18 protein-coding genes are annotated in these 23,034 nt (G+C 58.8%); 15 read left to right on the top strand and 3 right to left on the bottom strand.

The window, feature by feature from the left end; genetic code table 11:
* Positions 1-7 precede the first annotated feature (7 nt).
* The 6 genes from J2S62_RS01850 to J2S62_RS01825 all read left to right on the top strand — a co-directional run bounded on the left by J2S62_RS01850 (position 8) and on the right by J2S62_RS01825 (position 8,767).
* On the top strand, positions 8-1,549 hold the full coding sequence (locus J2S62_RS01850; RefSeq protein WP_310170640.1) for an MFS transporter: 1,542 nt from the start codon (positions 8-10) through the stop codon (positions 1,547-1,549).
* Positions 1,550-1,695: 146 nt separating this feature from the next.
* Positions 1,696-2,067: an iron chaperone gene (locus J2S62_RS01845; RefSeq protein WP_310170634.1), complete on the top strand. Its 372-nt coding sequence runs from the start codon at positions 1,696-1,698 to the stop codon at positions 2,065-2,067.
* Positions 2,068-2,171: 104 nt separating this feature from the next.
* Complete coding sequence (locus J2S62_RS01840) at positions 2,172-3,293, top strand: LLM class flavin-dependent oxidoreductase (protein WP_310170632.1); 1,122 nt, start codon at positions 2,172-2,174, stop codon at positions 3,291-3,293.
* Between the two features lie 360 nt (positions 3,294-3,653).
* Positions 3,654-4,931, top strand: a complete 1,278-nt coding sequence (locus tag J2S62_RS01835; protein ID WP_310170630.1) for an FAD-dependent oxidoreductase — start codon at positions 3,654-3,656, stop codon at positions 4,929-4,931.
* 27 nt (positions 4,932-4,958) lie between these two features.
* Complete coding sequence (locus J2S62_RS01830) at positions 4,959-5,228, top strand: sarcosine oxidase subunit delta (RefSeq protein WP_310170625.1); 270 nt, start codon at positions 4,959-4,961, stop codon at positions 5,226-5,228.
* Positions 5,225-8,767 carry a 2Fe-2S iron-sulfur cluster-binding protein gene (locus J2S62_RS01825; RefSeq protein WP_310170622.1) on the top strand — a complete coding sequence of 1,181 codons (3,543 nt, stop codon included), beginning with the start codon at positions 5,225-5,227 and terminating at the stop codon, positions 8,765-8,767. The genes J2S62_RS01830 and J2S62_RS01825 overlap by 4 nt, the downstream gene beginning before the upstream one ends.
* A gap of 86 nt (positions 8,768-8,853) precedes the next feature.
* Here J2S62_RS01825 and J2S62_RS01820 read toward each other — a convergent pair whose 3' ends face one another.
* Positions 8,854-10,575, bottom strand: a complete 1,722-nt coding sequence (locus J2S62_RS01820) for a gamma-glutamyltransferase family protein (RefSeq protein WP_310170621.1) — start codon at positions 10,573-10,575, stop codon at positions 8,854-8,856.
* Positions 10,576-10,766: 191 nt separating this feature from the next.
* Here J2S62_RS01820 and J2S62_RS01815 point away from each other — a divergent pair, with 191 nt between their 5' ends.
* Entirely contained in the window at positions 10,767-11,864 is a 1,098-nt protein-coding gene (locus J2S62_RS01815; protein ID WP_310170620.1) for a DUF418 domain-containing protein, read from the top strand.
* Here J2S62_RS01815 and J2S62_RS01810 read toward each other — a convergent pair.
* A complete protein-coding gene (locus tag J2S62_RS01810) occupies positions 11,861-14,836 on the bottom strand; it encodes an FAD-binding and (Fe-S)-binding domain-containing protein (protein WP_310170619.1) in 2,976 nt (991 codons plus the stop codon). The genes J2S62_RS01815 and J2S62_RS01810 overlap by 4 nt on opposite strands.
* Positions 14,837-15,028: 192 nt before the next feature.
* On the opposite strand from J2S62_RS01810, the gene J2S62_RS01805 reads away from it, so the two are divergent.
* The 8 genes from J2S62_RS01805 to ald all read left to right on the top strand — a co-directional run bounded on the left by J2S62_RS01805 (position 15,029) and on the right by ald (position 21,733).
* A complete protein-coding gene (locus J2S62_RS01805; protein ID WP_310170618.1) occupies positions 15,029-16,312 on the top strand; it encodes a sensor histidine kinase in 1,284 nt (427 codons plus the stop codon).
* The gene (locus J2S62_RS01800; RefSeq protein ID WP_310170614.1) at positions 16,300-16,980 is read left to right on the top strand and encodes a response regulator transcription factor; all 681 of its coding nucleotides are present in this window, start codon (positions 16,300-16,302) and stop codon (positions 16,978-16,980) included. Before J2S62_RS01805 ends, J2S62_RS01800 begins: the two co-directional genes overlap by 13 nt.
* A complete protein-coding gene (locus J2S62_RS01795) occupies positions 16,977-17,837 on the top strand; it encodes a DUF4097 family beta strand repeat-containing protein (protein ID WP_310170612.1) in 861 nt (286 codons plus the stop codon). The genes J2S62_RS01800 and J2S62_RS01795 overlap by 4 nt, the downstream gene beginning before the upstream one ends.
* 189 nt (positions 17,838-18,026) lie before the next feature.
* Positions 18,027-18,611 (top strand): SipW-dependent-type signal peptide-containing protein, encoded by a 585-nt coding sequence (locus tag J2S62_RS01790; RefSeq protein WP_310170608.1) that lies wholly within the window; start codon positions 18,027-18,029, stop codon positions 18,609-18,611.
* Positions 18,612-18,628: 17 nt separating this feature from the next.
* Entirely contained in the window at positions 18,629-19,306 is a 678-nt protein-coding gene (locus J2S62_RS01785; RefSeq protein ID WP_310170606.1) for a SipW-dependent-type signal peptide-containing protein, read from the top strand.
* Positions 19,284-19,985, top strand: coding sequence for a signal peptidase I (locus J2S62_RS01780; protein WP_310170604.1), 702 nt, complete (start codon positions 19,284-19,286; stop codon positions 19,983-19,985). The genes J2S62_RS01785 and J2S62_RS01780 overlap by 23 nt, the downstream gene beginning before the upstream one ends.
* A complete protein-coding gene (locus J2S62_RS01775) occupies positions 19,978-20,502 on the top strand; it encodes a hypothetical protein (protein WP_310170601.1) in 525 nt (174 codons plus the stop codon). The genes J2S62_RS01780 and J2S62_RS01775 overlap by 8 nt, the downstream gene beginning before the upstream one ends.
* An 88-nt stretch (positions 20,503-20,590) precedes the next feature.
* Positions 20,591-21,733 carry an alanine dehydrogenase gene (gene ald / locus J2S62_RS01770; RefSeq protein WP_310170598.1) on the top strand — a complete coding sequence of 381 codons (1,143 nt, stop codon included), beginning with the start codon at positions 20,591-20,593 and terminating at the stop codon, positions 21,731-21,733.
* A gap of 214 nt (positions 21,734-21,947) precedes the next feature.
* On the opposite strand, the gene J2S62_RS01765 is transcribed toward ald, so the two are convergent.
* Positions 21,948-22,784 carry a hypothetical protein gene (locus J2S62_RS01765; RefSeq protein WP_310170596.1) on the bottom strand — a complete coding sequence of 279 codons (837 nt, stop codon included), beginning with the start codon at positions 22,782-22,784 and terminating at the stop codon, positions 21,948-21,950.
* Between the last annotated feature and the right edge of the window lie 250 nt (positions 22,785-23,034).

The raw sequence follows: 23,034 nt of genomic DNA, 5'->3' as shown, positions 1-23,034 counted from the left end.
GTGCTTCATGAGTACCACCTCTTCAGCGACTACCGCTGACACGACTTGGAAAGCCGACGATAAGTGGTTAGCCGGCGTTGTTATTGCCGTCATTACGTTCTGGCTCTTTGCCCAAACCCTGCTCAATGTGATCCCCGGTATCCAGGTGGAACTGGGCATCGAGCTGACGACCGCAAACCTGGCGGTCTCAATTACCTCACTGTTTTCTGGCTTATTCATTGTGATCGCCGGAGGTCTGGCCGACCGTATCGGGCGCGTGAGAATTCTTCGGATCGGAATTGTCCTATCCATCCTGGGGTCGCTGCTCATTGCGTTGACCCCAGAAAATATGGGCGCGCTGACCACCATCATGCTCTTGGCTGGCCGGATTGTCCAAGGGCTTTCTGCCGCAGCGATCATGCCCTCCTCGATGGCTCTGCTCAAAGACTTCTACGAGGGCAAAGCACGGCAGCGCGCCATTTCCTTTTGGTCCATTGGGTCCTGGGGTGGTTCGGGACTGACCGCACTGTTTGGCGGGTTTATGGCCACCTCACCGCTGGGCTGGCGCTCAATCTTCTGGATCTCAGCGGTGCTGGGCGTCTTATCGCTGTATCTGATTCGGGGCACTCCTGAGCGAAAAGCCACCCGCAGCGCAGATGCTCCGGCCTATCGCTTCGACTGGGGCGGTGTCATCGCGTTCGTCATCGCCCTGCTGGCGTTGAACGTCTACATTTCCCAGGGCCCCAACATCGGCTGGCTGAGCCTGCCCGGGATTGGGCTCATCGCTGTGACTGCCATCGGCGGTTTGATCTTCCTGCAGATCGAAACGCACCACAAGACCCCATTCTTGGATCTCAACGTATTCCGCAACGGGACCTTCACCGGGGCCACACTGTCAAACTTCATGCTCAACGGTGCGGCCGGAACGCTTATCGTCGCTCTTGGTCTCGTGCAAGTCGCAGCCGGAATGTCGTCACTACAATCTGGCCTGCTCACCATCGGGTACTTGGTCGCCATCATCAGTACGATCCGGGTGGGCGAGAAGCTGCTGCAGAAATTCGGGCCACGACGTCCGATGCTCTGGGGCTCGACCATCACCGGTATCGGAATTCTGCTCTGTTCCCCGACGTTCTTACTCATCGAGCAGTACATTGTCACCACGGTCATCGGATTCACGCTCTTTGGTATCGGACTTGGCTTCTACGCCACCCCGTCCACCGACGCAGCACTAACCAACGTGCCGGAAGACCAAATCGGTGCAGCATCCGGCATCTACAAGATGGCTTCCTCGCTGGGGAACGCTATCGGGGTGGCCGTTTCTGCAGCAATTTATGTGGCAGCCCAAAACGTCAATCCCGAACTGCTGGAGCAACTCGATATCTTCATCGGCCGGCAGGATAATATCGCGCTGCGCTTCGGTGGTGCGATCGGCCTGTTATTCAATGTGCTCATGGTCGGGCTGGCTATCGCTTCGATCATCCTGACAGTTCCAAAAGATAAGAAAGTCGAACTCGCCGAAGACGGTCGCCCGGAACGAAAAGACGTTCCCCCGCCACCTATCGGCAACTAGTACCAAAATGTCCCGGCACCAAACTGCGGTCGCTTCCACCCCGAAGTGGCCGCAGTTTTGTCTCTACGTGGGTGAGACACCAGCGAGCAGGGTTGGAACGCTCGGTTCGCCTATCTATCGGGACAGTCGAGAGCTAAGATAATTTCATGAAAACTCTGCAGGATGTGCTGGACAAGATTCCCAACGAAGACCACCAAGACCGGCTCAAACATGTCCTGGAATGGGTGGAGGAAACCTTCCCGGAGCTGAAACTAGAGATCAAGTGGAATCAGCCGATGTTTACCCACAACGGGACCTTCATTCTCGGCTTTAGTGCATCGAGCCGGCATTTTTCGATCTCACCTGAACGCCAAATCCTGGATGAATTCCGAGATCGCATCACCGAAGCTGGGTACTCGCACTCCAAGGCGCTATTTCGCATCATGTGGACCGAGGACGTGAACTACACGCTGCTAGAAGACATCATCAACCGCAGCATTCAGTTCAAAAGAGGGTCTAAGACCTTCTGGGCTCAATAAGTTTCCCGCAAGCATGCCACGAGCTCAATGACGATCAGTTACCGCCCGACGGGTGACCGTCACCAGCTCAGCAAGGTCAACGGCCGCGTGTTAGCTTGGTGGTCATGCGCGCCAATTCTAAATCTCCGGCACAGTCAGATGAACTATCCCTCGACGCTCGAGACCCTGAACTTCGTCGCGCAGATTGGCATGCAGAGGAGCACCAAGCTCACCGTCGCAAGGGTCCCTTGAAGCTCGGGTTTCTGACCTTCTTGACCCAAGAGCACCGAGACCCGACCACGGTGTTGCAGGAAGGTCTGAAGCTTTTTCATGAGGCGGAACAGCTGGGCTATGAGTTGGGCCTGGTCCGGGTGCGCCATTTTCAGCCCTATCTGTCCGGCCCTCTAGCGTTCCTTTCCGCGGCCTCGCAGCATACGAGTACTATGCGATTGGGTACCGGTGTTATCCCCATGCACGCCGAAGATCCGATTCGGTTGGCTGAAGAACTCCAGACCTTGGACCTGCTCAGCAACGGACGGGTCGAGGCCGGTTTTGCCACGAGCATGCCCGAACAAGGCGTACATTCCCACTGGGTCGACCAGGTGCAAACTAAACAAGACTCCTGGGAGAAATTCGACAGCTTTCTCGATCGGGTATCGGGCGTGCCGGTCCCCACCGGCCCCGGGACGTTCCTGTGGGGTCTGCCCGAAGGGTCCGACGCCATCACATGGCCTCCCAGCCCGACCTTGCGCGAACGTATTTGGTATGGCGCAGGAAGCATGAATAGTGTCCAACAGGCCGCCGAGCGGGGCCTCAAACTCCAGTTATCGTCGGTCACTGACGAAGCCGGCGTCCGTTTCGAACCACGGCAGTACCAACAGATCGCGCGGTACCGCGAACTCATGGCACAACTCCACCCCCAGCGCACCCCGGAGGTGGCGGTCAGCAGAAACATCCTGCCGATGACGGGTGCCGCCTCGGATGACGAGTTCGACTGGCTTGTGCGGTTCTATACGGACAATATCTATCCCAACGGAACCGGGCGTCCGGAGTTCCCGGTGGGTGGCCGTTTCTCGCATCCGGCCACCGGCTCGGTCGATAACACCATCGATTTCCTGCGCCACGACGTCGCCCTAGCCGCCGCCGATACCCTACTGGTGTTGGCGCCGTTCTATTCGGACCTGCAAACCACACTGTCACTGTTGAAGTTGGTTGCCGAAGAGATCGTCCCAGCACTCGGTTCCTGATACCGCGCCCTGACCCCACGGGTCGAACAATTCCCCTTTTTCTTTTGCACACAATCGTTCTGGATTGAGGAACGATCCCATTTTGTTGCCTACGTCACACAAATTTTCTCCGTGATTTTGTGGCGCTCACGGTGGGTTTTGTGCGGTCTTTGCCCCTTGTTGAGCGCGCAGTTCCGCGCCGGTCCCCCATCCTTGACTAGGCCTATCGCGCGGTGGCAACCTGGGGAAAAGTAACCCAGAACACAACCCACACTGCCCATCAAAATAGTACGGAGCATTGGTGCGCCCGCATGCGCCAATACCCGATACGACACCGTAGACAACAACGAGCATTCTCGTATTTTTAAGGACTTGATACGCGTGGTGACTACTACAAATAACGGCAACAACCGCTCGCGCTATTCCGCATTTCAGCTCTTCTCCAAGGGCCTCACCCAAGAAAGCTGGCCTGAACTCTGGTCCCAACCCGATATGAAAAGTAGCTACGAGGTCGTGATCATCGGGGGCGGCCTCCACGGGCTAGCTACCGCCTACTATCTGGCGAAAAATCACGGCATCACCGACATCGCCGTGATCGACAAGGGGTACATCGGCGGGGGCGGCTCCGGACGAAACACCTCAATTCTGCGCTCCAACTACCTCACCCCAGAAGGCGTCCGCTTCTACGACCGGTCGTTGAAACTGTACGAAGACCTCTCCAACGAACTGAACTTCAACCTGATGTTCGTCCAGATGGGCCACATGTCACTGGCCCACGACGACGGCGGGGTGCGCACGATGCGCTGGCGTGCTGAAGTCAATAAGGCTCAGGGCGTGGATTCCGAAGTCATCGGGCCCGATGAAATCAAAGAGCTGGTGCCATACCTGGATGTTTCTGAAAACACCCGGTATCCGATTCTCGGTGCGCTCTATCACCCACCGGGCGGTACGATTCGGCACGACGCCGTGGTCTGGGCTTATGCCCGTGCCGCCCACGAAATGGGTGTGCACATCATTCAGCACACCGAAGTCACCGGTATTGACGTGGACAACAGCAAAGTCACCGGCGTCCAAACGTCCCAGGGCAATATCGCCACCGGTACCGCAGTTAACTGCACCGCCGGTTGGGCTTCTTTGATTTCCGATATGGCTGGTGTTCGTATGCCGGTTACCACCTCCCCGCTGCAGGCAGCTGTGACCGAACCGGTCAAACCATTCCTGGGCACCGTCGTAGTCTCGGGAACCCTACACGTCTATGTCAGCCAGACCGACCGAGGCGAGCTCGTCTTCGGCGCCAGTGTGGATCCGTTCACCTCGTATTCAATGCGCGGCACGCTGGAGTTCGTTGAAGGCCTGGCCACTAACGTACTCAGCCTGATGCCATCCCTGTCGAAGATGCGACTGCTGCGCCAGTGGGGCGGGCTGTGCGATATGACACCGGACTACTCCCCGATCATGGGTGAAACCGAAGTCGACGGCTTCTACGTCGATGTCGGCTGGGGCACCTACGGGTTCAAAGCCGGCCCGGTCTCGGGTGAAGCAATGGCAGAAACCATTGCCACCGGCAAACGGCCAGAAATCATCCAAGGCTTCGGCTTAGATCGCTTCTCATCCGGCAGACTCGTCGGTGAGAAGGGTGCAGCCGCGGTTGGCCACTAACCCGATATCACGACAAGGAGCATAATCATGATGCAAATTACCTGCCCGTGGTGCGGGCTACGCAATGCCACCGAATTCCGTCAGCACGGTGAAAAACCACCTCGTCCAGCGGTCACGGATACCAACATGCAGCAATGGCACGAGTATCTCTACTACCGCAGCAACACCTGGGGTGTGGCCAAAGAAATGTGGTTCCACTCTGCCGGGTGCCGCCAGTTTTTCACTCTGCACCGTGACACGTATGCGAATAAAGCGATTCGCTCTGAAGCTATCCGTTCCGAAGGAGACGTTCGATGACACCGTCTGATGCCACCAATCAACCACTGCGTCTACCAACACAAGCAAACGAAGAAATTGACCGCTCTCAGCGCGTCAGCTTCAACTGGAACGGCAAAACCTACACCGGCTTCAAGGGTGACACCATCGTCTCGGCGCTGTACGCCGCAGGTGAGCGGGTTTTCTCCCGGTCGATGAAATACCACAGCCCACGCAGTGTGCTGACCGGCACTTTGCACGATCCGGGCACGATCATGCAGGTCGATGACGAACCCAACGTGCGCGGCGCACACCGGCTCATCCGGGAAGCCATGAACGTCAATTCCCAGAACACCTGGCCCTCGCTGAAATACGATGTGCGGTCGGTCAACCAACTCGGTGCACGCTTCCTTGGCCCAGGCTTCTACTACAAGACTTTCATGAAGCCAAACTTCCTGGTGCCGATGTACCAGAAAGTCCTGCGCGGGTTCGTACACGGCGGTGAAGTCTCCGAAGAAACCCCAGAAGAAACCTACGAAAAACGGTACGCCCACACCGACGTGCTAGTTGCCGGTGGTGGCCCCGCCGGTATGGAAGCCGCCCTGGCAGCCGCCGAAGCCGGTGCCTCCGTGATGTTGGTCGAAGAAGACCACCAGTTGGGTGGACACCTGCGCTGGTCTGACGGCGAACTGGCACGACAGCTGCGCTCACAAGTCGAATCCCACCCGCAGATCACCGTCTACACCAACGCCACGGTTGCCGCCCGCTACGACGACAACTGGTTCCCCGTCGTCCAGCGCAACCCGCGGCCGGGCATGGCAGAACGCATCCTCAAAACCCGCGCTCGCAGCCTGGTGGTCGCAGCCGGTCTGTTGGAACGTCCATATGTCTTTGAAGGCAACGATCTGCCCGGTGTCATGCTGTCGACTGCGGCACGTCGCCTGATTAACCTGTACTCGGTTCGCCCCGGTGAGCGTGCCGTGGTGCTGACCGCCAACCCCGAAGGTGATGCGGCCGTCGAAGATCTACGCCGCGCCGGTGTGGATGTCGCCGCGGTGTTGGATGCACGTCGTGGCGAAACCGTGGTCAAGGCCGAAGGCCGCCGCGGCAAACTCGCCCGCGTGCATACCTCAACCGGCCAAACCATTGAGGCTGATCTGCTCGTCACAGCCACCGGCTGGACCGCACCAACCTCACTGCTGAACATGTCCGGCGATGTGCCATACTACGAACCGCGTGCAGCCCGCTTCTTGCCCGGAGGCACCGACGAGGGTGTCTACGCTGCCGGCGGGATTGCCGGTGACGGCAGCGTCCAGCAACTGCGCGAGAACGGCGGATCAGTGGGCGCCCGTGCAGCGGCTCATGCGCTGGCAGCACGACAGCAGAAGATTGCCTCAGCTCCAACCGTGACCGACGCAGGCGAGGCGACTGAGCCAGCACTTCCCGAGATCACGCCGCTGGAGACTCCAGAGCACCCCGAACTGTTCCGATCTTCGACCCACGGTTTCGTTGACTACTCGGAGGACATCACCTCCGAGGACCTCATCGAGGCGGTCAAAGAAGGCTTCGACTCGGCAGAGCTGGTCAAGCGGTTCACCACCGTAACCATGGGCCCGTTGCAGGGCAAGATCGAACTGGTGAACTTCATCGCCATCGTCGCTGAAGCCACCGGTAGAACCATTGCCGAAACGGGCACAACCACCTGGCGTCCAATGTATGCCCCGGTCACCCTGGGCGCGTTGGCCGGTAGGAACTACGACCCGGTCCGGTACTCGTCGATCCAGCCCTGGCATGAGGCTCACGGTGCCAAGCAAATGGTCGCTGGCGCTTGGATGCGGCCCGAACACTATGGTGATCCGGCAGCCGAAGTCCGTCGGGTGCGCGATAAGGTCGGCATCATCGATGTCACTCCGCTGGGCAAGATCGATCTACGCGGACCAGACGTCCCCAAGCTGCTCAACCACCTCTACACCAATAAGTGGATGAAACTCCCGATCGGCAAGGTCCGGTACGGTGCCATGGTCTCTGAAGACGGCGTGGTTATGGATGACGGAGTGACCGCCCACCTGGGTGAAGACCACTACCTGATGACGACCACGACCTCGGGTGCCGGCCGCGTTTGGGACTGGATCGAAGAATGGTTGCAGACCTTCCACCCAGAATGGCAGGTCCATGCGACCCCGGTCTCCACCGCCTACACCAGTATCAACATTGCCGGGCCACATTCCCGGACCCTACTGTCACGGCTGACCGAAGACGTCGACCTGTCCGCGGATGCGTTCAAGTACATGGAAGTCCGCACCGGAACCGTGGCCGGGGTTGCCAATACAATCCTGTGGCGCATTGGGTTCACCGGTGAACTCTCCTACGAGATTCACGTGCCAGCAGCCTACGGCCTGCACGTGTGGGAAGCCCTGCTGGAAGCCGGCAAGGACCTGGGTGTCGGACCGTTCGGGATCGAAGCCCAGCGCGTCTTGCGTCTGGAAACCGGCCACCTGATTGTCGGGCAGGATACCGACGGCCTGACGCAGGCCTATAGTGCTGGCCTGGACTGGGCGGTCAAGCTCGACAAGGACGATTTCGTTGGTAAACCCGAGCTGTTGTGGCAGCAACAAAAACAGGACGGTCCGCGTCTGGTTGCTGTCCAGCCGACCGACCCCAACGTGGTGCCATACGAGGCCAGCCAGGTGCTCTACCCCGACGGCACGATTGCCGGACGCATCACCTCGTCACGGTTCTCCCCAACACTCAACCGGTCCATCGGGTTGGCCCAAGTGGACCATTCGCTGTCCTCACCCGGCACGATCCTGGATATCCGCCAGGTTGACGGGTCGATGGTCCAAGCCAAGGTCATGCCCGACATGACCGCGGTGGATCCAGAAGGCGTGCGGTTGGATAACGACACCGTGCCGCAAGACACCGTCAGCTTCGCTGAACCGGTCGCTCGCGGGCCAGTTCGTTTGGGCAACGCCACGACCACGGTGGGTGACTGGGAAGTCTCGGCACAGCCAAGTGCTGCACCACTGACGGTCCAGGATCAATCGGCGATGGCCAAGGTCGAGATCCGCAGTGCGTTCAACGGATCGACCGCCCAGAAGCTGCAAGCCAGCTTCGGACGGACCCATCGCAGCGAGCAGGGCACCCTGGTCATCGGTTCAGGTCCCGGCCAGTGGCACGTGTTGGGTGAGCCCGGCACTGAGCAGTCGATGGTCGATGAGCTGCAACAGATGGCAGACAGCGCCGATGAGCTGACCACCGTGGTCGACCTGACCCACGGGCGGGCACTGTTCCGGATCACCGGTCCAGAATCAGCTGAGCTCCTGAACAAGCTGTGCTCGCTGGAGCTGTCCGATGACATCGTCCCTGATGGTTCAGCATTGCGCGGTTCGGTCGCCGGTGTGGTCACCGATATCGTTCGTGACGACAGCGATGGCACCCGCAGCTACCTGATCCACTGCGAGCGCTCTTCGGGTCAGTACCTGTGGGACACCTTGTTCGATGCTGGTGCTGAATACCGCATCGAAGAGGCAGGTTTCGGTATGACCCATACCTTCCAGGAAGCCGTGAGCGGCGCACGCTAACCCAACACCGTATCCTCCGACAACGCCAGAGGGGCCGATCCGCATTTGGATCGGCCCCTCTGGTTATGTGTTGGAAAAATCAGGAGTTATTCGTCGGTGACGTCTACGACTTCATAATCGGCATCTCGACGAGTATCTCTGGCACCGATGACGGCCGCGTTGTCGTAATCGACCTCTAGGGCCTGGACCGAACCAAAGACTGCGTCAGCTCGTGTGGTCACCTGCACATCCCAGCCGCGCTGATCAATCAGTTCATTGACCTCCGGGCTCGGATTCCCCTCGAGTGCAAGCACACCGTTTTGCAAGCTGTGCCGCGGGGCATCAATGGCTTCTTGCAGTGGAGCATCCTGGAGCGCCCAAGGCACCATGACCGAGGTCAAAATATTCGGGATCGTGTGCCCGCCGGGGGTTCCGATGCCCAGCACCACGCGCCCCTGATCGTCTAGGACCAGTGCGGGTGCCGACCAGCTCACCGATTTGCGACCGGGTTCGGGCTGGTTCGCACGAGTATCGATCGCGTCGAACCGCGTCAGTTGGTCATTGAGGAAAAAGCCCCCAACATACTCAGATTCCAAACCACCCCAGAAACTGGTCAGCGTATTGGTCATCGAGACCACCAAGCCGTCCTCATCGACCACGGTGATGTGGGTGGTATTGCCCGCCGTGATCTCTTCGCGTTCGCCGTCCTCAGGAACAGGTGACTGCGCCGCTGCCGGTTCAGCAAGAGCAGCATTGGCATCCGGGTCTGTGAGTTGATCGGTCGGGACGTCTACGAAATCGGGATCTCCGAAGTAGTCGCTGACGCTCTGGTCTGCGGTTTCCCAAGCCCGCGAGGTGCGGTCAATATATGCGGCAGACCCCGGTGCCGCGTCTCCGGCGCCCAGTGCTTCTGCGATCTGTAACTGCTGGACCACCGCAGCCCCGGGTAGCGGTGGTCCCGCCGAGACGAACTCATAGTCGCCGAACTCGCCGGAAACCGGTGGGGCATCCTCAGTTTCGTAATTCGCGAGCGTTTCGGCATCCAGCCCGTCCACCTGGGTCAGCTGATCGGCGATCGAGCCGGTGTAGAACGCTTCGGGACCATCTTGGGCCAGCGTGGTTAAGGTAGCTGCCAACTCAGTCTGAACCAGCGTATCGCCAGCATTTAACGGCTCACCGCCGTCATGAAAGTGGTCCAGACCTTCGATGGAGGCGGGACCCCAGTCGCTTCGGAAGCGTTGGGCCAGCAATTCGGTGACTTCAAAACCATCTGAGGCTAACTCGATGGCAGGCTCAAGCAGGTCGTCCCATGCCATACTGCCGTGGTCATCGTGCAGCGTGGCCATCCCGTGAACCATTCCCGGCACGCCGGTACCGGAATCCGGGATGTTCCCGTCAACGGCCACCTTTTCTCGGTAGTCGTACCCGACCGGTCCCACGGAGGGGCCGGACAGCAGTGTTGCGCCACCACCACCGATGCCCGAAGCGTAGGGCTCGACCACACTAATGGCAAAAGAGGTCGCAATGGCTGCGTCCACCGCATTGCCGCCTGCATCCAGAATCTCAATTCCTGCTGCTACGGCATCGGGATGCGCTGCCGCCACACCATACTGTTCCAGCTCGACTGCCGCATCAGATGCCGGTTCCGATGTTTCGGTTTCAGTCGGTGAGGGAGACTCTTCTGGTGTCGGCGGCGCTGGGCTCGCCGGCGCGGGCTCTGGTTCTTCCGGCTCGGCTGCGCAACCGACGACTGCGACCAGTGCGGTCAGCAGACTCATGGATGCGAGGGCGTGAAAACGGGACCGCTTCATCGGTCTGGTTCTCGACATACGGGGATACCTGTGTCCTTCCGGTCAGAGCAACGACTGTGCCACAGTAACACGCACCAATTTGGCGTATTTTATTGATGTCGGCGTGTTTGGCCTGATCACACGATTTTCGGTGCGTCGTCCAGTTAGTATGCAGCTATAGACCATAGACTGCCACTCTGATGACCTCTGTACGGAATACGAACACGGATATGAGCCACGCTCCGGGCCTGAACTCGCCCAATCGCAGCAGCACCGGTAAATCTCGAAGATTTCACGGGCTCGATGCTGCGCGCGCTCTTGCCATCATCGGGATGCTGGCCGTCAATGTTGGGCCTCGGAAAGAACCCGACGATGTTGACGTGGCCGTGTTGCTCTACGATATTCCACACGGTCGAGCATCGCTACTGTTCATGCTCCTAGCGGGCATCGGCATGTCGTTGATGACGCGCCGTGCACGCACCGAGAACGCACCCTTACCGTGGCAGACCATCTTATGGCGGGCAATCCTGCTGATCGGCAGCGGTTTAGCACTCCAACTGTTGGAACATGACATCAGCGTCATTCTGACCTACTACGGGGTGCTATTTTTATGTGGTTTTCCCCTGCTCAAAGCGCCCACGTGGCTGGTGTCGACGTTGGCCGGTATCAGTCTGGTTGCAGGACCACTGTTGTGGTTATATCTGCAACAAGTCACCGCCACCACGTTCAATTTCGTGGCACCGTCATTCACGGACCCACTGTGGACCGCCACGCATGCCACGTTGCTCACCGGGGCTTATCCCGTGCTCATTTGGTTGGCACCATTTCTTCTCGGGCTGGTCATCGGCCGGTGCCAACTCGGTCAACGCCGATTCCAACACCAGCTCATCGGCTACGGCGCCGCGGCCACACTGATTCCTCTGGGCATCTCGGGCGCACTCATCGCCAGCAATGGTCTCCCCGCGTCGGCCTATGGCTGGGACCATCTGATGTCAGCCGAAGGCCATTCGCAAATGCCATTATGGATGATCTCCAGCTGCGGTAGCGCGCTGGTGATCATTGGCCTTTTCTTACGCGCCGAACCGTGGGTGACGCGCCGTCTCACGTGGCTGATCTCTGCCGGCAGGCTCTCGTTGACGATTTATGTGGCCCATCTCTTCGTGTTGGCATGGCTCGTCCGCCCGGGGCCGGATAGCCTGCTTGAAGGATTCCTCATCAGCACCGTCATGTCGGCGGCCTTCATCGTTTTAGCGCACTTGTGGTGGACGAAGTTGGGGCCGGGCCCGTTAGAACGACTGCTCAACTGGCCACCGAAGCTGACCCGCTAACTTCTGGACTCACGCGTGCGTGCGGCCAACAGTTCGGCTAGATGAAGCGCTGGCACATCGGCAAGGTCATCGAGCTGAATCCGACACGACATCCCATCGGCAAGGACGACTGTGTCAGCAGAGGTTCCGGTGTCCGCACGATGTTGCTGGTCCCGAATAGCGGGGAGCAGGTAAGTTTCTGCCACCGCGACCGAGGTTTCGTAGTGGCCTTGTTCGACGCCGAAGTTTCCGGCCAATCCACAGCAACCGGCCACCCTGGTGACCTGGGCTCCAGCCATTTCTAATAGTGCTCTATCTGCCTGCCAGCCAATGACCGAAGACTGATGACAGTGGGGCTGCGCGACGACATCCACCCCAGTCAGATCTGGCAGTTCGACTCGGCCCTCGTCGACAAGGGCCGTCAGCAGTTCGGCAAACGTCAGAACCCCGTCGGCTACGGTTTTAGCCTGGGTGGTGTCGGTCAGCTCGGCGGCGTCACTGCGCAGCGTGGCTAAACAGCTGGGTTCCAGCGCGATGACCGGCACCCCAGAGTTCACATAGGGCTCGAGCATCTGAATAGCACCATGGATGCGCTCGCGCGCTTGGTCGAGTTGTCCGGTAGAAATCCAGGGCAGACCACAGCATCCCTTCTGCGAGATGACCTGTACCCGCAGCCCGTGATCTTGCAGGTATTGGATGGCCGCGAGCCCGGATTGCGGGAAGAAGTGGTTCGTGAAGGAGTCCGCCCACACCCAAACATCGGGCTGTTTGGTATCGGCTTGCGCGCGGGGCGTCAGGTTGGTTGCTGCCCGTCGCAAGGTTCGGGAAGCGAATTTGGGGAGCGAACGGCGCTGATCCATCCCGGCCACCCATTTGGCCGCAGCCGCTAATGGAGGCAGTCGGAGCACCGTATTGAGCACCGGCGCGATGGGTGCGGCGAGCGCAGCCCAGAACGGGATCCGCCCCAGCAGGTAATGACTACGAGGTCTCAGCTTGCGTCGCGGCTGGCCGTGAGCATCACGGTCGTAGGTTTGATACAGGGCTTCAGCCTTATATGCCGCCATGTCGACGCCGGTGGGACAGTCCGAGACACATCCTTTGCACGACAGGCACAGGTCTAGGGCTTCGTGCACCGCGGCGTCTTGTAGGCCACGGACCAGGGTCCCGTCCATGGCTTCTTGCAGAATGCGGGCCCGCCCGCGGGTCGAATCTTTTTCCTGGCGGGTTGCCAGATACGACGGGCACATGACGCCGGTGGTCTGTGGGGCCACACACGACCCGACCCCGGTGCACCGATGAACTGCACTCGCAAAATCCCCATCATCGTGGGGCAGCCCCAGGCCGGGCCAGGGTAGGGACCGCTTGGGCTGAACGGCGCGCAGGTTCTCGGTCATGCTGTGCGTGCCGGGTGACTGTCCCGCGGTGGCTTCGGCCGATTGCGGCCGGGTGATGATGCCCGGGTTGAGGAGATCATCCGGGTCGCAGATCGCTTTGGCCTGGGCGAACAGGTCCAGGGAGGTCTGATCGTACATGTAGGGCAGCAGCTCTGAGCGGGTGCGACCATCCCCGTGCTCACCGGAAAGCGAGCCACCATAGACCGCTAACCGCTCGGCGCAGGCCAACATGAACTCGCGAAACACTTCAGTCCCCTCCGGGTGGCCGTGACGGAGGGGAAAATCAATCCGGCAGTGGATGCAGCCGTCCCCGAAGTGTCCGTACGGGTAACCCTGGAGACCGAAGTCTTTCAAGAGGGATTCGAATTCTCGCATCCACGCGCCCAGGTGCTCTGGCGGGACAGCTGCATCCTCCCATCCGGGATGCGCCTGGGTGGGCAAGCTGATCGCGGCGATGCCCGCCCCGTCGCCGCGGATCTTCCATAGCGCCGCAGCTTCGTCTTGGCGCTCCACAACCCGGGTACCGATCGCATTGGAGGCAGCGGCCACCCTTTCCAGCACTGCCCGGGAGTGCGCTCCGCCGGCTTCGACGAACAACCAGCTCTCACCCCGTGGCAAGTCCGGGACTGCTTTGCCAGCCGAACGCACCAGCGCCACAAGACGTGAATCCATGCCTTCGCACGCGATGAGACTGCCTTCGCCGAATTCTTGGTGGGCGGCCCGCAGGATCTCGGGCACTGCATCGGCGGCATCGCCAACGGTGGGATAGCCCAGTACGAGCAAGAGTCGGTGAGGGTCTTCTGGAACCAAGCGCACTTCGGCTTCCAGCACCGTGGCCAATGTGCCCTCACTGCCAACCAGAAAACGCTCGACCCGCCCGCGTTGCTCCGGCAGGAGATGCTCCAGGCTATACCCCGAAACCTGTCGTGAAAATTGCCCGAAGTTCGTGCGAATATGGGCCAGATTGCTTCGAGCAAGCTGCAGCAACTGCCGCGCCGTGGCCCCTTGCGCGGTGCCAACCCGAGAGTCAAATACTCCTTGCTCACCATTGCCGAATAACACCGATAAGGCTTCGACATTATCGACGGTCCGGCCGTAGCCCAGTGCACGCGAACCACAGGCATTATTGCCGATCATGCCACCGATGGTGCATCGCGGGTGGGTGGAAGGATCGGGTCCGAAGCGCAGCCCGTACGGGGCGGCCGCGCGCTGCAGATCAGCATGCACCACGCCTGGTTGCACGCGAGCTGTCCGGGAGTCTGGATCAATGGCGATAATCTGGTTCAGATCCCGAGTGTCCACCACGATCCCCTCACCAACCGCATTACCAGCGATCGAGGTGCCGGCGCCCCGCATGGTCACCGGCACTCCCAGCGCGTGAGCCACCTCGTGAACGGCATGCAATTCATCAACGTGCTGCGGCCGAGCCACAGCCTGCGGGATGACCCGGTACAAACTGGCATCAGAAGAATACATACCTTTGACCAGCGTCGAATCGGCCACCTGCGATACGCCGCGACGCGATAACTCCTGCCGGAGTTCGCCGTGGAGTTCACGAACGTGAGCGGAAACCTGTGTTCCGGTGCGGCTGATGGTCATAGCTGTGACCTTTCAAGCTCGGCTGACTGGGGAGTACTGACAGTCTAGGGATCTTGCTCAGACTCCTGTAGTCCCCGTCACAGATAGTGGTAGAAGCCTGGAGTCTCTGCAGCTTTCCTTTCGGGTTTTCCATAACTAAAGTGTCCGGATTTCTCTGTATCGCTTTATACCGCCGCGCCATACTGTTAAAGCATGAGTTCAACAACACAAACCCAGCGGGTAGCCGAAACAAAGCCCGCTCGCCCACCCCTCCGGCTGGGTATGACACTGCTGCACCTAGCCGTCCTCGGTACGATCGGTTGGGCCATCATCGGCTTATTATTCGGAGCCATCGGGTTAGGAGCCGGGCTGATCATCGTGCTCGGCCTGGGCTTGATCGTTCTGCTCGGGGTGTTCTACGCACTCTTTGGGATCGCCTGGTTCGAAATCGAACGCGTCGCAAGCCTCTATGACATCCCGGCCCAGCGACTGACCTGGCGCTCGCATCCACAACGCGGCTTCGTCGGATACCTCAAATCACTAGGACGAAACATCGCACACGGACGCATGTGGGCAGCCCTTGGTAACTTCTTACTCGCCTGTCTACTGGGTTCACTCATGATGGCCGCGATTCAGGCCATGGTGCGACTACTCATCAGCGCGTTCGCACCACTGACCGAGGCCGAGACCGTGACTACGGCCTTCGGGATCGAGATCCAGGCTAGCTACGCGCCCTGGCTGATACTTCTCGCGCTGTTGTGTGCCGGCGTGGTCGTCGGGGTGCTGTTCTTACACCGCACCCTTGCCACCGCAATCATCGGTGCGACCGCCCGTGAATCGAAACTGACCGAACAGGTTCGTACCACCACCGTGCAACGTGAAGGTGCCATGCGAGCGGCTGAAGTCGAACGCACTCGTATCGAACGCGACCTGCACGACGGTGTCCAACCCCGACTCGTCTCGGTGGGCATGACGTTGGGGCTGGCCAAACAAGAGATTGACAACAATCCTGCCCACGCCAAGGAACTCGTCGACGAAGCACATACCTCGACCAAGGCGGCTATCACTGAGCTGCGGCAACTGACCCGAGGTATTTATGCCTCGGTGCTGGACGACCGTGGTTTGGATGCCGCCCTGTCAGCGGTGGCGGGCCGGTCGCATATTCCGGTGAACTTGGATGTGCGTCTCCCCCACCGATGCGGTCGCGCAGCTGAAGCCGCCGTGTACTTCGCCATCGCCGAAGGCCTGACCAATGCGGCCAAACATTCCCGAGCTTCCGAAGCCCGCGTCACTGTGCGGATGCGCGAAGATGACAGCGGTCGGGCCTACATGTGGGCTCGAGTCGAAGACAACGGCACCGGTGGCGCCAAAGTCCTGCCCGGCGGCGGACTAGATGGAATCACCAATCGTACGGTTGCAGCCGGCGGCACCATCACCGTCGACAGTCCCGCCGGCGGTCCAACAGCACTGGAAGTGAGCGTGCCATGCGCATCCTAATTTGTGAAGATTCGGTCCTGCTACGCGAAGGGCTGGTGCGGCTATTAGAACACTCAGGCCACGAAGTCTCGGCTGCGCTGCCGGACACCACCGAACTGTTCACCACGCTGGAGACTGATATGCCGGATCTTGCGATCCTGGATGTGCGGCTGCCACCCACCTACTCCGATGAAGGCATTCGGGCGGCCATCACGATTCGCGAGCGCTACCCGAAACTGCCGCTGCTGGTGTTATCCCAGTACGTTGAAGAACGCTATGCATCCGAGCTGATCTCGACTCACACCGCGGCGCTGGGCTACCTACTCAAAGACCGAGTCGCGGACGTGGCCGAATTCGTCGAATCTCTAGAGCAGATCCGCTCCGGCGGCACCATCCTCGACCCGGAAGTGGTGGCACAACTGTTGACCAGAACGCATCACGACAATCGCATGCAACGGCTCACCGACCGCGAACGCACCGTGTTGGCGGCAGTGGCCGAAGGCAAATCGAACCACGCCATCGCCGCGCTCCTGCATCTGTCTGAAGCCAGCGTGGAAAAACACATCACCGCGATCTTCCAAAAACTTGAACTCGAAGCAGACGGCACCGGCAACCGACGCGTACTGGCCGCCCTGGCACACATCGAAAACCAGGCGACCAGCCCGCAGTCACGACAGGACACGCCATGACCACCCAATACACTCCCTATGAAACCCAACCACCACTGCCCGACCCGGCACCCAGGCGATCGAATGCCACAAAACCGCTGATGATCTTATTGGCGGTCATCGGAGGCATCACCCTGGTGGTCATGTTAACCACCACCATCTTCTCTTCCGTGCTCGGTCTGTCACGTGGTTCCGCAACCCTGGCCGCCGACACCGCAGGGGTCACCGCCCTCGATGTCAACGCCAGTGCGGGCCAATTCACCCTGGAGTTCGCTGAGGTCAACGAAGCCACCTTGGAAACATCCGGCGTCAGCGCAGATCGTTGGGAACTGACCAGACACGACACCACCCTGGTGGTGGATACACCCAGCCGCTGGTTCAGCTGGGACTGGTTCGGTGCCAATAGCGGCGATAACCGTGTAACCCTCACGCTGCCGGAAGAACTCAATGACGGCAGCCTCAACGCCGAACTGGATTTGGGCGCCGGTCGCCTGATCGCTACCGGGGATTTTGATCAACTTGTCGTAGAGCTCAACGCGGGTGAAGCACGCGTAGAGGGCAGCGCCCGTGGACTGGATGCGCAAACAAACGCCGGCAGCATGAACCTGAACCTTGCCGACGTCGAATCCTCGAGTTTTGAAGTCGCGGCCGGACGCATCAATGCCGAGCTCACCGGAGCCGCACCAACTGCAACGGAAATTGAAGTCAGCGCCGGACGATTGGATCTGACTCTGCCCGACGAGACCTATGCGATCACCTCAGAGGTAGCAGCCGGGAACTTGGATAACCGGCTGAACACAGCCAACGAAAGCCAGCATCAGATCGCGGTCGAACTTGCCGCAGGCAACGTCAGGCTACGGCCACTATCTAATAACTAAGAGAGTCTCCACTGATCAAGCGGTCTAGCACGAATCTGTGCTAGACCGCTTTTGCGTGATCAACTTCATACCACAAGACAATGAGATAACTGGAATTTCCTTCAAAGTTTAATTACTATTGAGTAATGTTACCAGCGAGTAACGCGGCCCGACCAGGGCATTTCATCACTTCGAATTCCAGGAGATTTTATGTCCAACACCGTTACCACTCAGAAGAACACCTCTAAAAAAGCCAAAGCCCTGTTGGCCGGTGGACTTGTGCTAGGTGTCGGCGCCGTCGTCACGTTTGCGTCGTGGACCGATCAGGAATGGGCAAATGCCAGTTTTTCGTCGAGTGATTTCGTCCTAGAATCCAGCACCAACGGTGAAGATTTCAAATCACATCCCGGAAACGACGCAATCCTAGACTTTGACCTCGACATCGCCAAGAACCTTGCACCGGGTCAAGAACTTATCGCACCATTTGCTTTGCGACTCAGTGCAGACACAGGCCACGACGCAGTAGTCACGATGGGCGCGCCATCAGACGATGACTACATCAAGGGCCTTGATTATCGCCTCGCTAAAGCCGGCGCTGACGGCCAATGCGATCCAGGCTTAGAGTTCAAACCTGCATCTGCAGCAGGTTTCAAACTTCACGCCGGAGACGGCAACGCAGCTGGCGATGCGGAAGTCTTGTGCTTCCACGTTAGTGCGTCGGAGACCCTAGAAAAGGGCAAAACCGTCAACCCAACATGGACCTTCACCGCCCAATTAGACGAATCAACCAACTAATCGAGGATGACTCAGACATGTCCCGTGACGAGACTCCGTCTCAGCATCGTTCGTCACGGCGCACGCTAAGACAGCGCCGCCGTGATGGACAGGGGCAACGACGTCGGAAAATTCAAGCATTAGCAGCAGGTGGGCTGGTGCTAGGCGTCGGCGCCTCCGCGACGCTGGCTGCCTGGACCGATGAAGAAATGACCACAGGCCAATTTACGACCGGAGAATTTGCACTCGAAGCCAACACCTTAGGCAAAGATTGGGAATCTACGGAAACCATCCACTTCGAAAATACTGCTCTTGCTCCGGGTCACAGTGTCTATGCGCCGGTTGTTCTACGCCTTAGCCCTGATACCACTGTTGACGGGGACATTACAGTGTCTGGGCTTGGCGATACGGAAGGTTTGAACACTGCACTCCGGTTCCGAGCCGTCACGGTGGACCCGGTTACAGACGCGACCGACATGACCTGCACGGAGGGTACCTTCGATTCATACGATACCTATGTGTTCGGAGAAAACGGCGAGTATGTCTCGATGAGTGGGGCGGCCGATGCTTCCACGACACAACACTTACAAGTTGGCGAGGGTGAAACGGTCGCCTACTGTTTTGAAGTTCAGCTCGATCCAGAAGCCACCAACGAGACACAAAATTTGACGGCAGACTACTCTTGGACGTTCCATGCGCAATCAGTCACACCATAAACGCTTCGCAACTCGCCTTGGGGATATCCTCCTGGGGCTCCTTTCAGTAGGCGGCGCGATCTCCATCATTTTGGTCATTTTGGGCTTTAGCATGAACATCTCCATCATGATGTTCCGCACCGGTTCCATGCACCCCACAATCTCGGCCGGCGATATTGCCCTGGTCAAAGAAATCCCTGCCACTGAGATGCAAGAGGGTGACATCATCACCGTCGATCGAGGCGCCGGGCTACTCCCTGTCACTCACCGTGTGACCGAGATTAGCGAGGTCGACGAAGGTTCTGGAGCGGTCACTTTTGTGATGCGAGGTGATGCCAACGACTTCGACGACCAAGACCCATATACGGCAACGACCGTGCAACGCACCTTCTTTTCAATTCCTGGAGTCGCACCTGTTATTCAGCAGCTGCAAAACCCACTCGTCCTAGGTGGTCTCACTCTCGGTGCATCGGCACTGGTCATCTGGGCCTTCTGGCCGCGCAATGGAGGGTCCCAACCCGATGCCGAAGACACAAATTCTACGGATGAAACACCAACAACGTTGATTGAGCTGGGCGCTCCGGTCTCCCGTAAACACCCCGCAACTCGGGTAGGCCCATTGGCCTCGGTCCTCGTGCAACACAACGCGGCACACCGTGCAGATGGCCGCCGCGCCAAGCATGGTGTCAAGCATGGGTAACATCTCACCCCGACGACTTGCCGGTCTCATCGTGGCAAGGGTGCTGCTCCTAGCGATCATGGTCGCAGGCTTTAGCCGGGTCGTTCTCACCGATGCCGCATGGTCTGATTCCAGAACTTTGAGCGCTACCTTTGAAGCCAAGCTGCCAGAAGTCATCGTCCCCGGCCCGGTACAAAATTACCAATGCGAGAAAGAATCGGGGCCTCCGCCGCATCCGGTAAAACTCACATGGGAACAACCGGCGAACCTCGACGGACAAAATGTGGTCTACGAGGTGTCCTGGCGGGATCTCGTAGTAGCCGACTACAAAGGTGCTCATACGACGCGTGACCGTGAGTTTGGCCCGTTCTTACCAGACACTGAAGTACTCGACAAAATGGCCGAACTCGAATTTACCGTCCAAGCCAGAATCGAAGGCAGTGACCAGCTGAGCGAGCCGGTCAAGTTCTATGTCAAGGGCCCGATCAGCAACGGGGAGCCTAAGTTGAATTGCATGAATCCAAATGCGTACTCATAAAACTGAACTCAAAAGCGCTCAGAACACTTGTATCTCATTCATGAGGGATGTACTGCCAGAGCACGAGAAAAAGGAGTAACCTGGGCTTATGTTAATTGGCGTTCCCAAAGAAATCATGAATAACGAAAACCGTGTCGGGCTCACCCAAGGTGGTGTGCACGAACTGGTCAAAGCCGGCCATACGTTACTGGTCCAAGCGGGCGCCGGCGTGGGCTCCGGTATCAGCGATGAGGACTACCGGTCCGTCGGTGCAGAAATCGTAGACGACGTGGCACAGGTGTGGGAACGCGCCGAAATGATCCTGAAGGTCAAAGAACCCATCGGTGAAGAACTGGCCCGCATGCGTCAAGGCCAAATCCTGTTTGCTTACCTCCACCTCGCGGCCTCAGCAGAATGCACCAAAGCTATTCTGGATTCCAAAGTCACTGCGCTGGCCTATGAAACCGTCACTCGCGGCCGTGCCCTGCCATTGCTGGCACCGATGAGCCAGGTGGCTGGTCGACTCGCCCCGGTTGCTGGCGCCTATCACCTCACCCAAGCCCAGGGTGGATCCGGTGTGCTGATGGGTGGAGTACCCGGTACCCGTCGCGCCAATGTGGTGGTCATCGGTGGCGGTGTCGCAGGTGAAGCAGCCGGTGTCATTGCCGCGGGCATGGGTGCCAGCGTGAAAGTCATCGATCTGAACCTTGAACGCCTATCCGAGCTCGAACAGGTCCACGGCAGCAGCCTGGATACCCTCGCCTCCAATGCCATGAATATTGCCGAAGCCGTTGCCGAGGCGGATCTTGTCATCGGGTCTGTGCTGATCCCCGGTGCCGCTGCGCCAAAACTGGTGACCGCCGAAATGGTCGAACGCATGCGCCCCGGCTCCGTCCTGGTAGACATTGCCATCGACCAGGGTGGCTGTTTCGAGAACTCTCGACCAACCTCTCATGAGAACCCGACCTACAAGGTTGGCGACAAGATCTACTACTGTGTTTCCAATATGCCGGGTGGTGTGCCACAAACTTCGACGGCTGCGCTGACCAACGCCACGCTGCCATACATCCAGCGAGTCGCCTCCCAGGGTTGGGCCAAAGCACTCGCCGCTGATGAAGGACTCGCTGCCGGACTGAACGCCTATAACGGCCAGCTCACCCACCACGGTGTCTTCGAAGCCATGGTCGAAAGCCTGCAGCTAGAGAAAAACCGGGACTTCCGCGCGGTCAAGGATATTCTCGCCAATGTGTAACCGTCGTGATGTCGAGCAAGTGAGAACCAATACGGTAGAGCTGCTCGGCTTAGAAGACTCGCACCGACAGTTGCATGCTGAGTTAGCGGCACGGCGTCAGAAGCAATAATCCTGTACGCACGAGTGGACCCCTGCAGCTGAGGTTCTCTCCCAATTGAGATAATGGCGGGTGCTGCTATGCAGCACCCGCCATCAAATCTTTAACGTCTAAACTTTACTGGCCCAAGGCTGCTTCCATGAAGTCCTGCTCAGTAACGAGCTGATCGTCGCTTGGTTTCTCTGGGATCTCAACTTCTTCATCCCAGAAAAATTCCATCTGGGTATCGCCGTCACGAATCCGGTCCAACCGAGGGTTCTCACGATCCGTTGGAAGGACAATGAACTCGTCAACCACACCATTCATGATGTCGCCTTCAGCCATTTCCTGCGTTGCGTAGTACCAGCCGGTATCGTCGGTTTCCCTATCGAGCTGCGCGTACTCCCCCTCGGGATGCAGGTCATCAAAATTGAAGCCCGTGACGTCATCTGCACGACCTTCTTCAGCTGCTGAACGCATTTCCTCGAGGAGGTCAGCAACATCTACGCTATCGGTGGTGGTGTTGTAATCGTCGCTGACATCGAGGTATTCGCCCTCAAAATCCGTAGCCAAGCGGTCGAAGAGGTCACGCTCCTCTGCTGACGCGTTACTCATCAGGAAGTCGCCCATGGTTTCCCAGACCATGTCCATGGAGACATAGACTTCATCGTCAAAGAACGACATGATGGGGTCCTCATCGCCCAGCCGGATTGCGGTGGCCGATTCGTTGAGCGATCCATAGATTTGCAGATCTGAGATGTTCCCGCCGATCATGTCTTCAATGATCGCGGCATCGCTGGCCATAGCTTCGGGGAGCACACCGGTCATCGCCATGGCATCCGCATTGGCCATGGATTCCCACATGTCTGGCTCAACGTCGTCAAACGCTGGGACATCGGAATCTCGGGCACAGCCGGTAAGAACCAATCCGGCAATCGCAGCCGCGGCGACTCCAGCTTTAATGGATCGTGGCATAGTCGATCTGCTCTTTCTTCAGGGTGTCGTGATCAGAGAAGCTACATAGCGGGAATCGTTGGGCCTTGGCTCGGGAGCGCGGCCGTGAATCCTCTACTTCTTACAGCAACTTTCAACCATAGACCGCCGCGGCGTCCAGGTGGTTACACATGACAACGGGTGCCGCACTGTGAGACAGTGCGACACCCGCTATTCAAGGTGTGGTCTATTGAACCTTAGGCAGTCGTTGCTGGTTCTGTAGCCTGGCTGG

Source organism: Enteractinococcus fodinae (genome assembly GCF_031458395.1).
GTDB lineage: Bacteria > Actinomycetota > Actinomycetes > Actinomycetales > Micrococcaceae > Yaniella > Yaniella fodinae.
The sequence above is the reverse complement of the archived record's forward strand: the minus strand, read 5'-3'. Positions and strand labels throughout refer to the sequence as shown.

Excerpts from the sequence above, each read along its gene's own strand:
- J2S62_RS01775 (WP_310170601.1), top strand. The coding sequence starts at position 19,978 with ATGGGTAACATCTCACCCCGACGACTTGCCGGTCTCATCGTGGCAAGG.
- J2S62_RS01780 (WP_310170604.1), top strand. The coding sequence starts at position 19,284 with ATGCGCAATCAGTCACACCATAAACGCTTCGCAACTCGCCTTGGGGAT.
- J2S62_RS01805 (WP_310170618.1), top strand. The coding sequence starts at position 15,029 with ATGAGTTCAACAACACAAACCCAGCGGGTAGCCGAAACAAAGCCCGCT.
- J2S62_RS01790 (WP_310170608.1), top strand. The coding sequence starts at position 18,027 with ATGTCCAACACCGTTACCACTCAGAAGAACACCTCTAAAAAAGCCAAA.
- J2S62_RS01795 (WP_310170612.1), top strand. The coding sequence starts at position 16,977 with ATGACCACCCAATACACTCCCTATGAAACCCAACCACCACTGCCCGAC.
- ald (WP_310170598.1), top strand. The coding sequence starts at position 20,591 with ATGTTAATTGGCGTTCCCAAAGAAATCATGAATAACGAAAACCGTGTC.
- J2S62_RS01815 (WP_310170620.1), top strand. The coding sequence starts at position 10,767 with ATGAGCCACGCTCCGGGCCTGAACTCGCCCAATCGCAGCAGCACCGGT.
- J2S62_RS01785 (WP_310170606.1), top strand. The coding sequence starts at position 18,629 with ATGTCCCGTGACGAGACTCCGTCTCAGCATCGTTCGTCACGGCGCACG.
- J2S62_RS01830 (WP_310170625.1), top strand. The coding sequence starts at position 4,959 with ATGATGCAAATTACCTGCCCGTGGTGCGGGCTACGCAATGCCACCGAA.
- J2S62_RS01820 (WP_310170621.1), bottom strand. The coding sequence starts at position 10,575 with ATGTCGAGAACCAGACCGATGAAGCGGTCCCGTTTTCACGCCCTCGCA.
- J2S62_RS01810 (WP_310170619.1), bottom strand. The coding sequence starts at position 14,836 with ATGACCATCAGCCGCACCGGAACACAGGTTTCCGCTCACGTTCGTGAA.
- J2S62_RS01825 (WP_310170622.1), top strand. The coding sequence starts at position 5,225 with ATGACACCGTCTGATGCCACCAATCAACCACTGCGTCTACCAACACAA.
- J2S62_RS01850 (WP_310170640.1), top strand. The coding sequence starts at position 8 with ATGAGTACCACCTCTTCAGCGACTACCGCTGACACGACTTGGAAAGCC.
- J2S62_RS01800 (WP_310170614.1), top strand. The coding sequence starts at position 16,300 with ATGCGCATCCTAATTTGTGAAGATTCGGTCCTGCTACGCGAAGGGCTG.
- J2S62_RS01840 (WP_310170632.1), top strand. The coding sequence starts at position 2,172 with ATGCGCGCCAATTCTAAATCTCCGGCACAGTCAGATGAACTATCCCTC.
- J2S62_RS01845 (WP_310170634.1), top strand. The coding sequence starts at position 1,696 with ATGAAAACTCTGCAGGATGTGCTGGACAAGATTCCCAACGAAGACCAC.
- J2S62_RS01765 (WP_310170596.1), bottom strand. The coding sequence starts at position 22,784 with ATGCCACGATCCATTAAAGCTGGAGTCGCCGCGGCTGCGATTGCCGGA.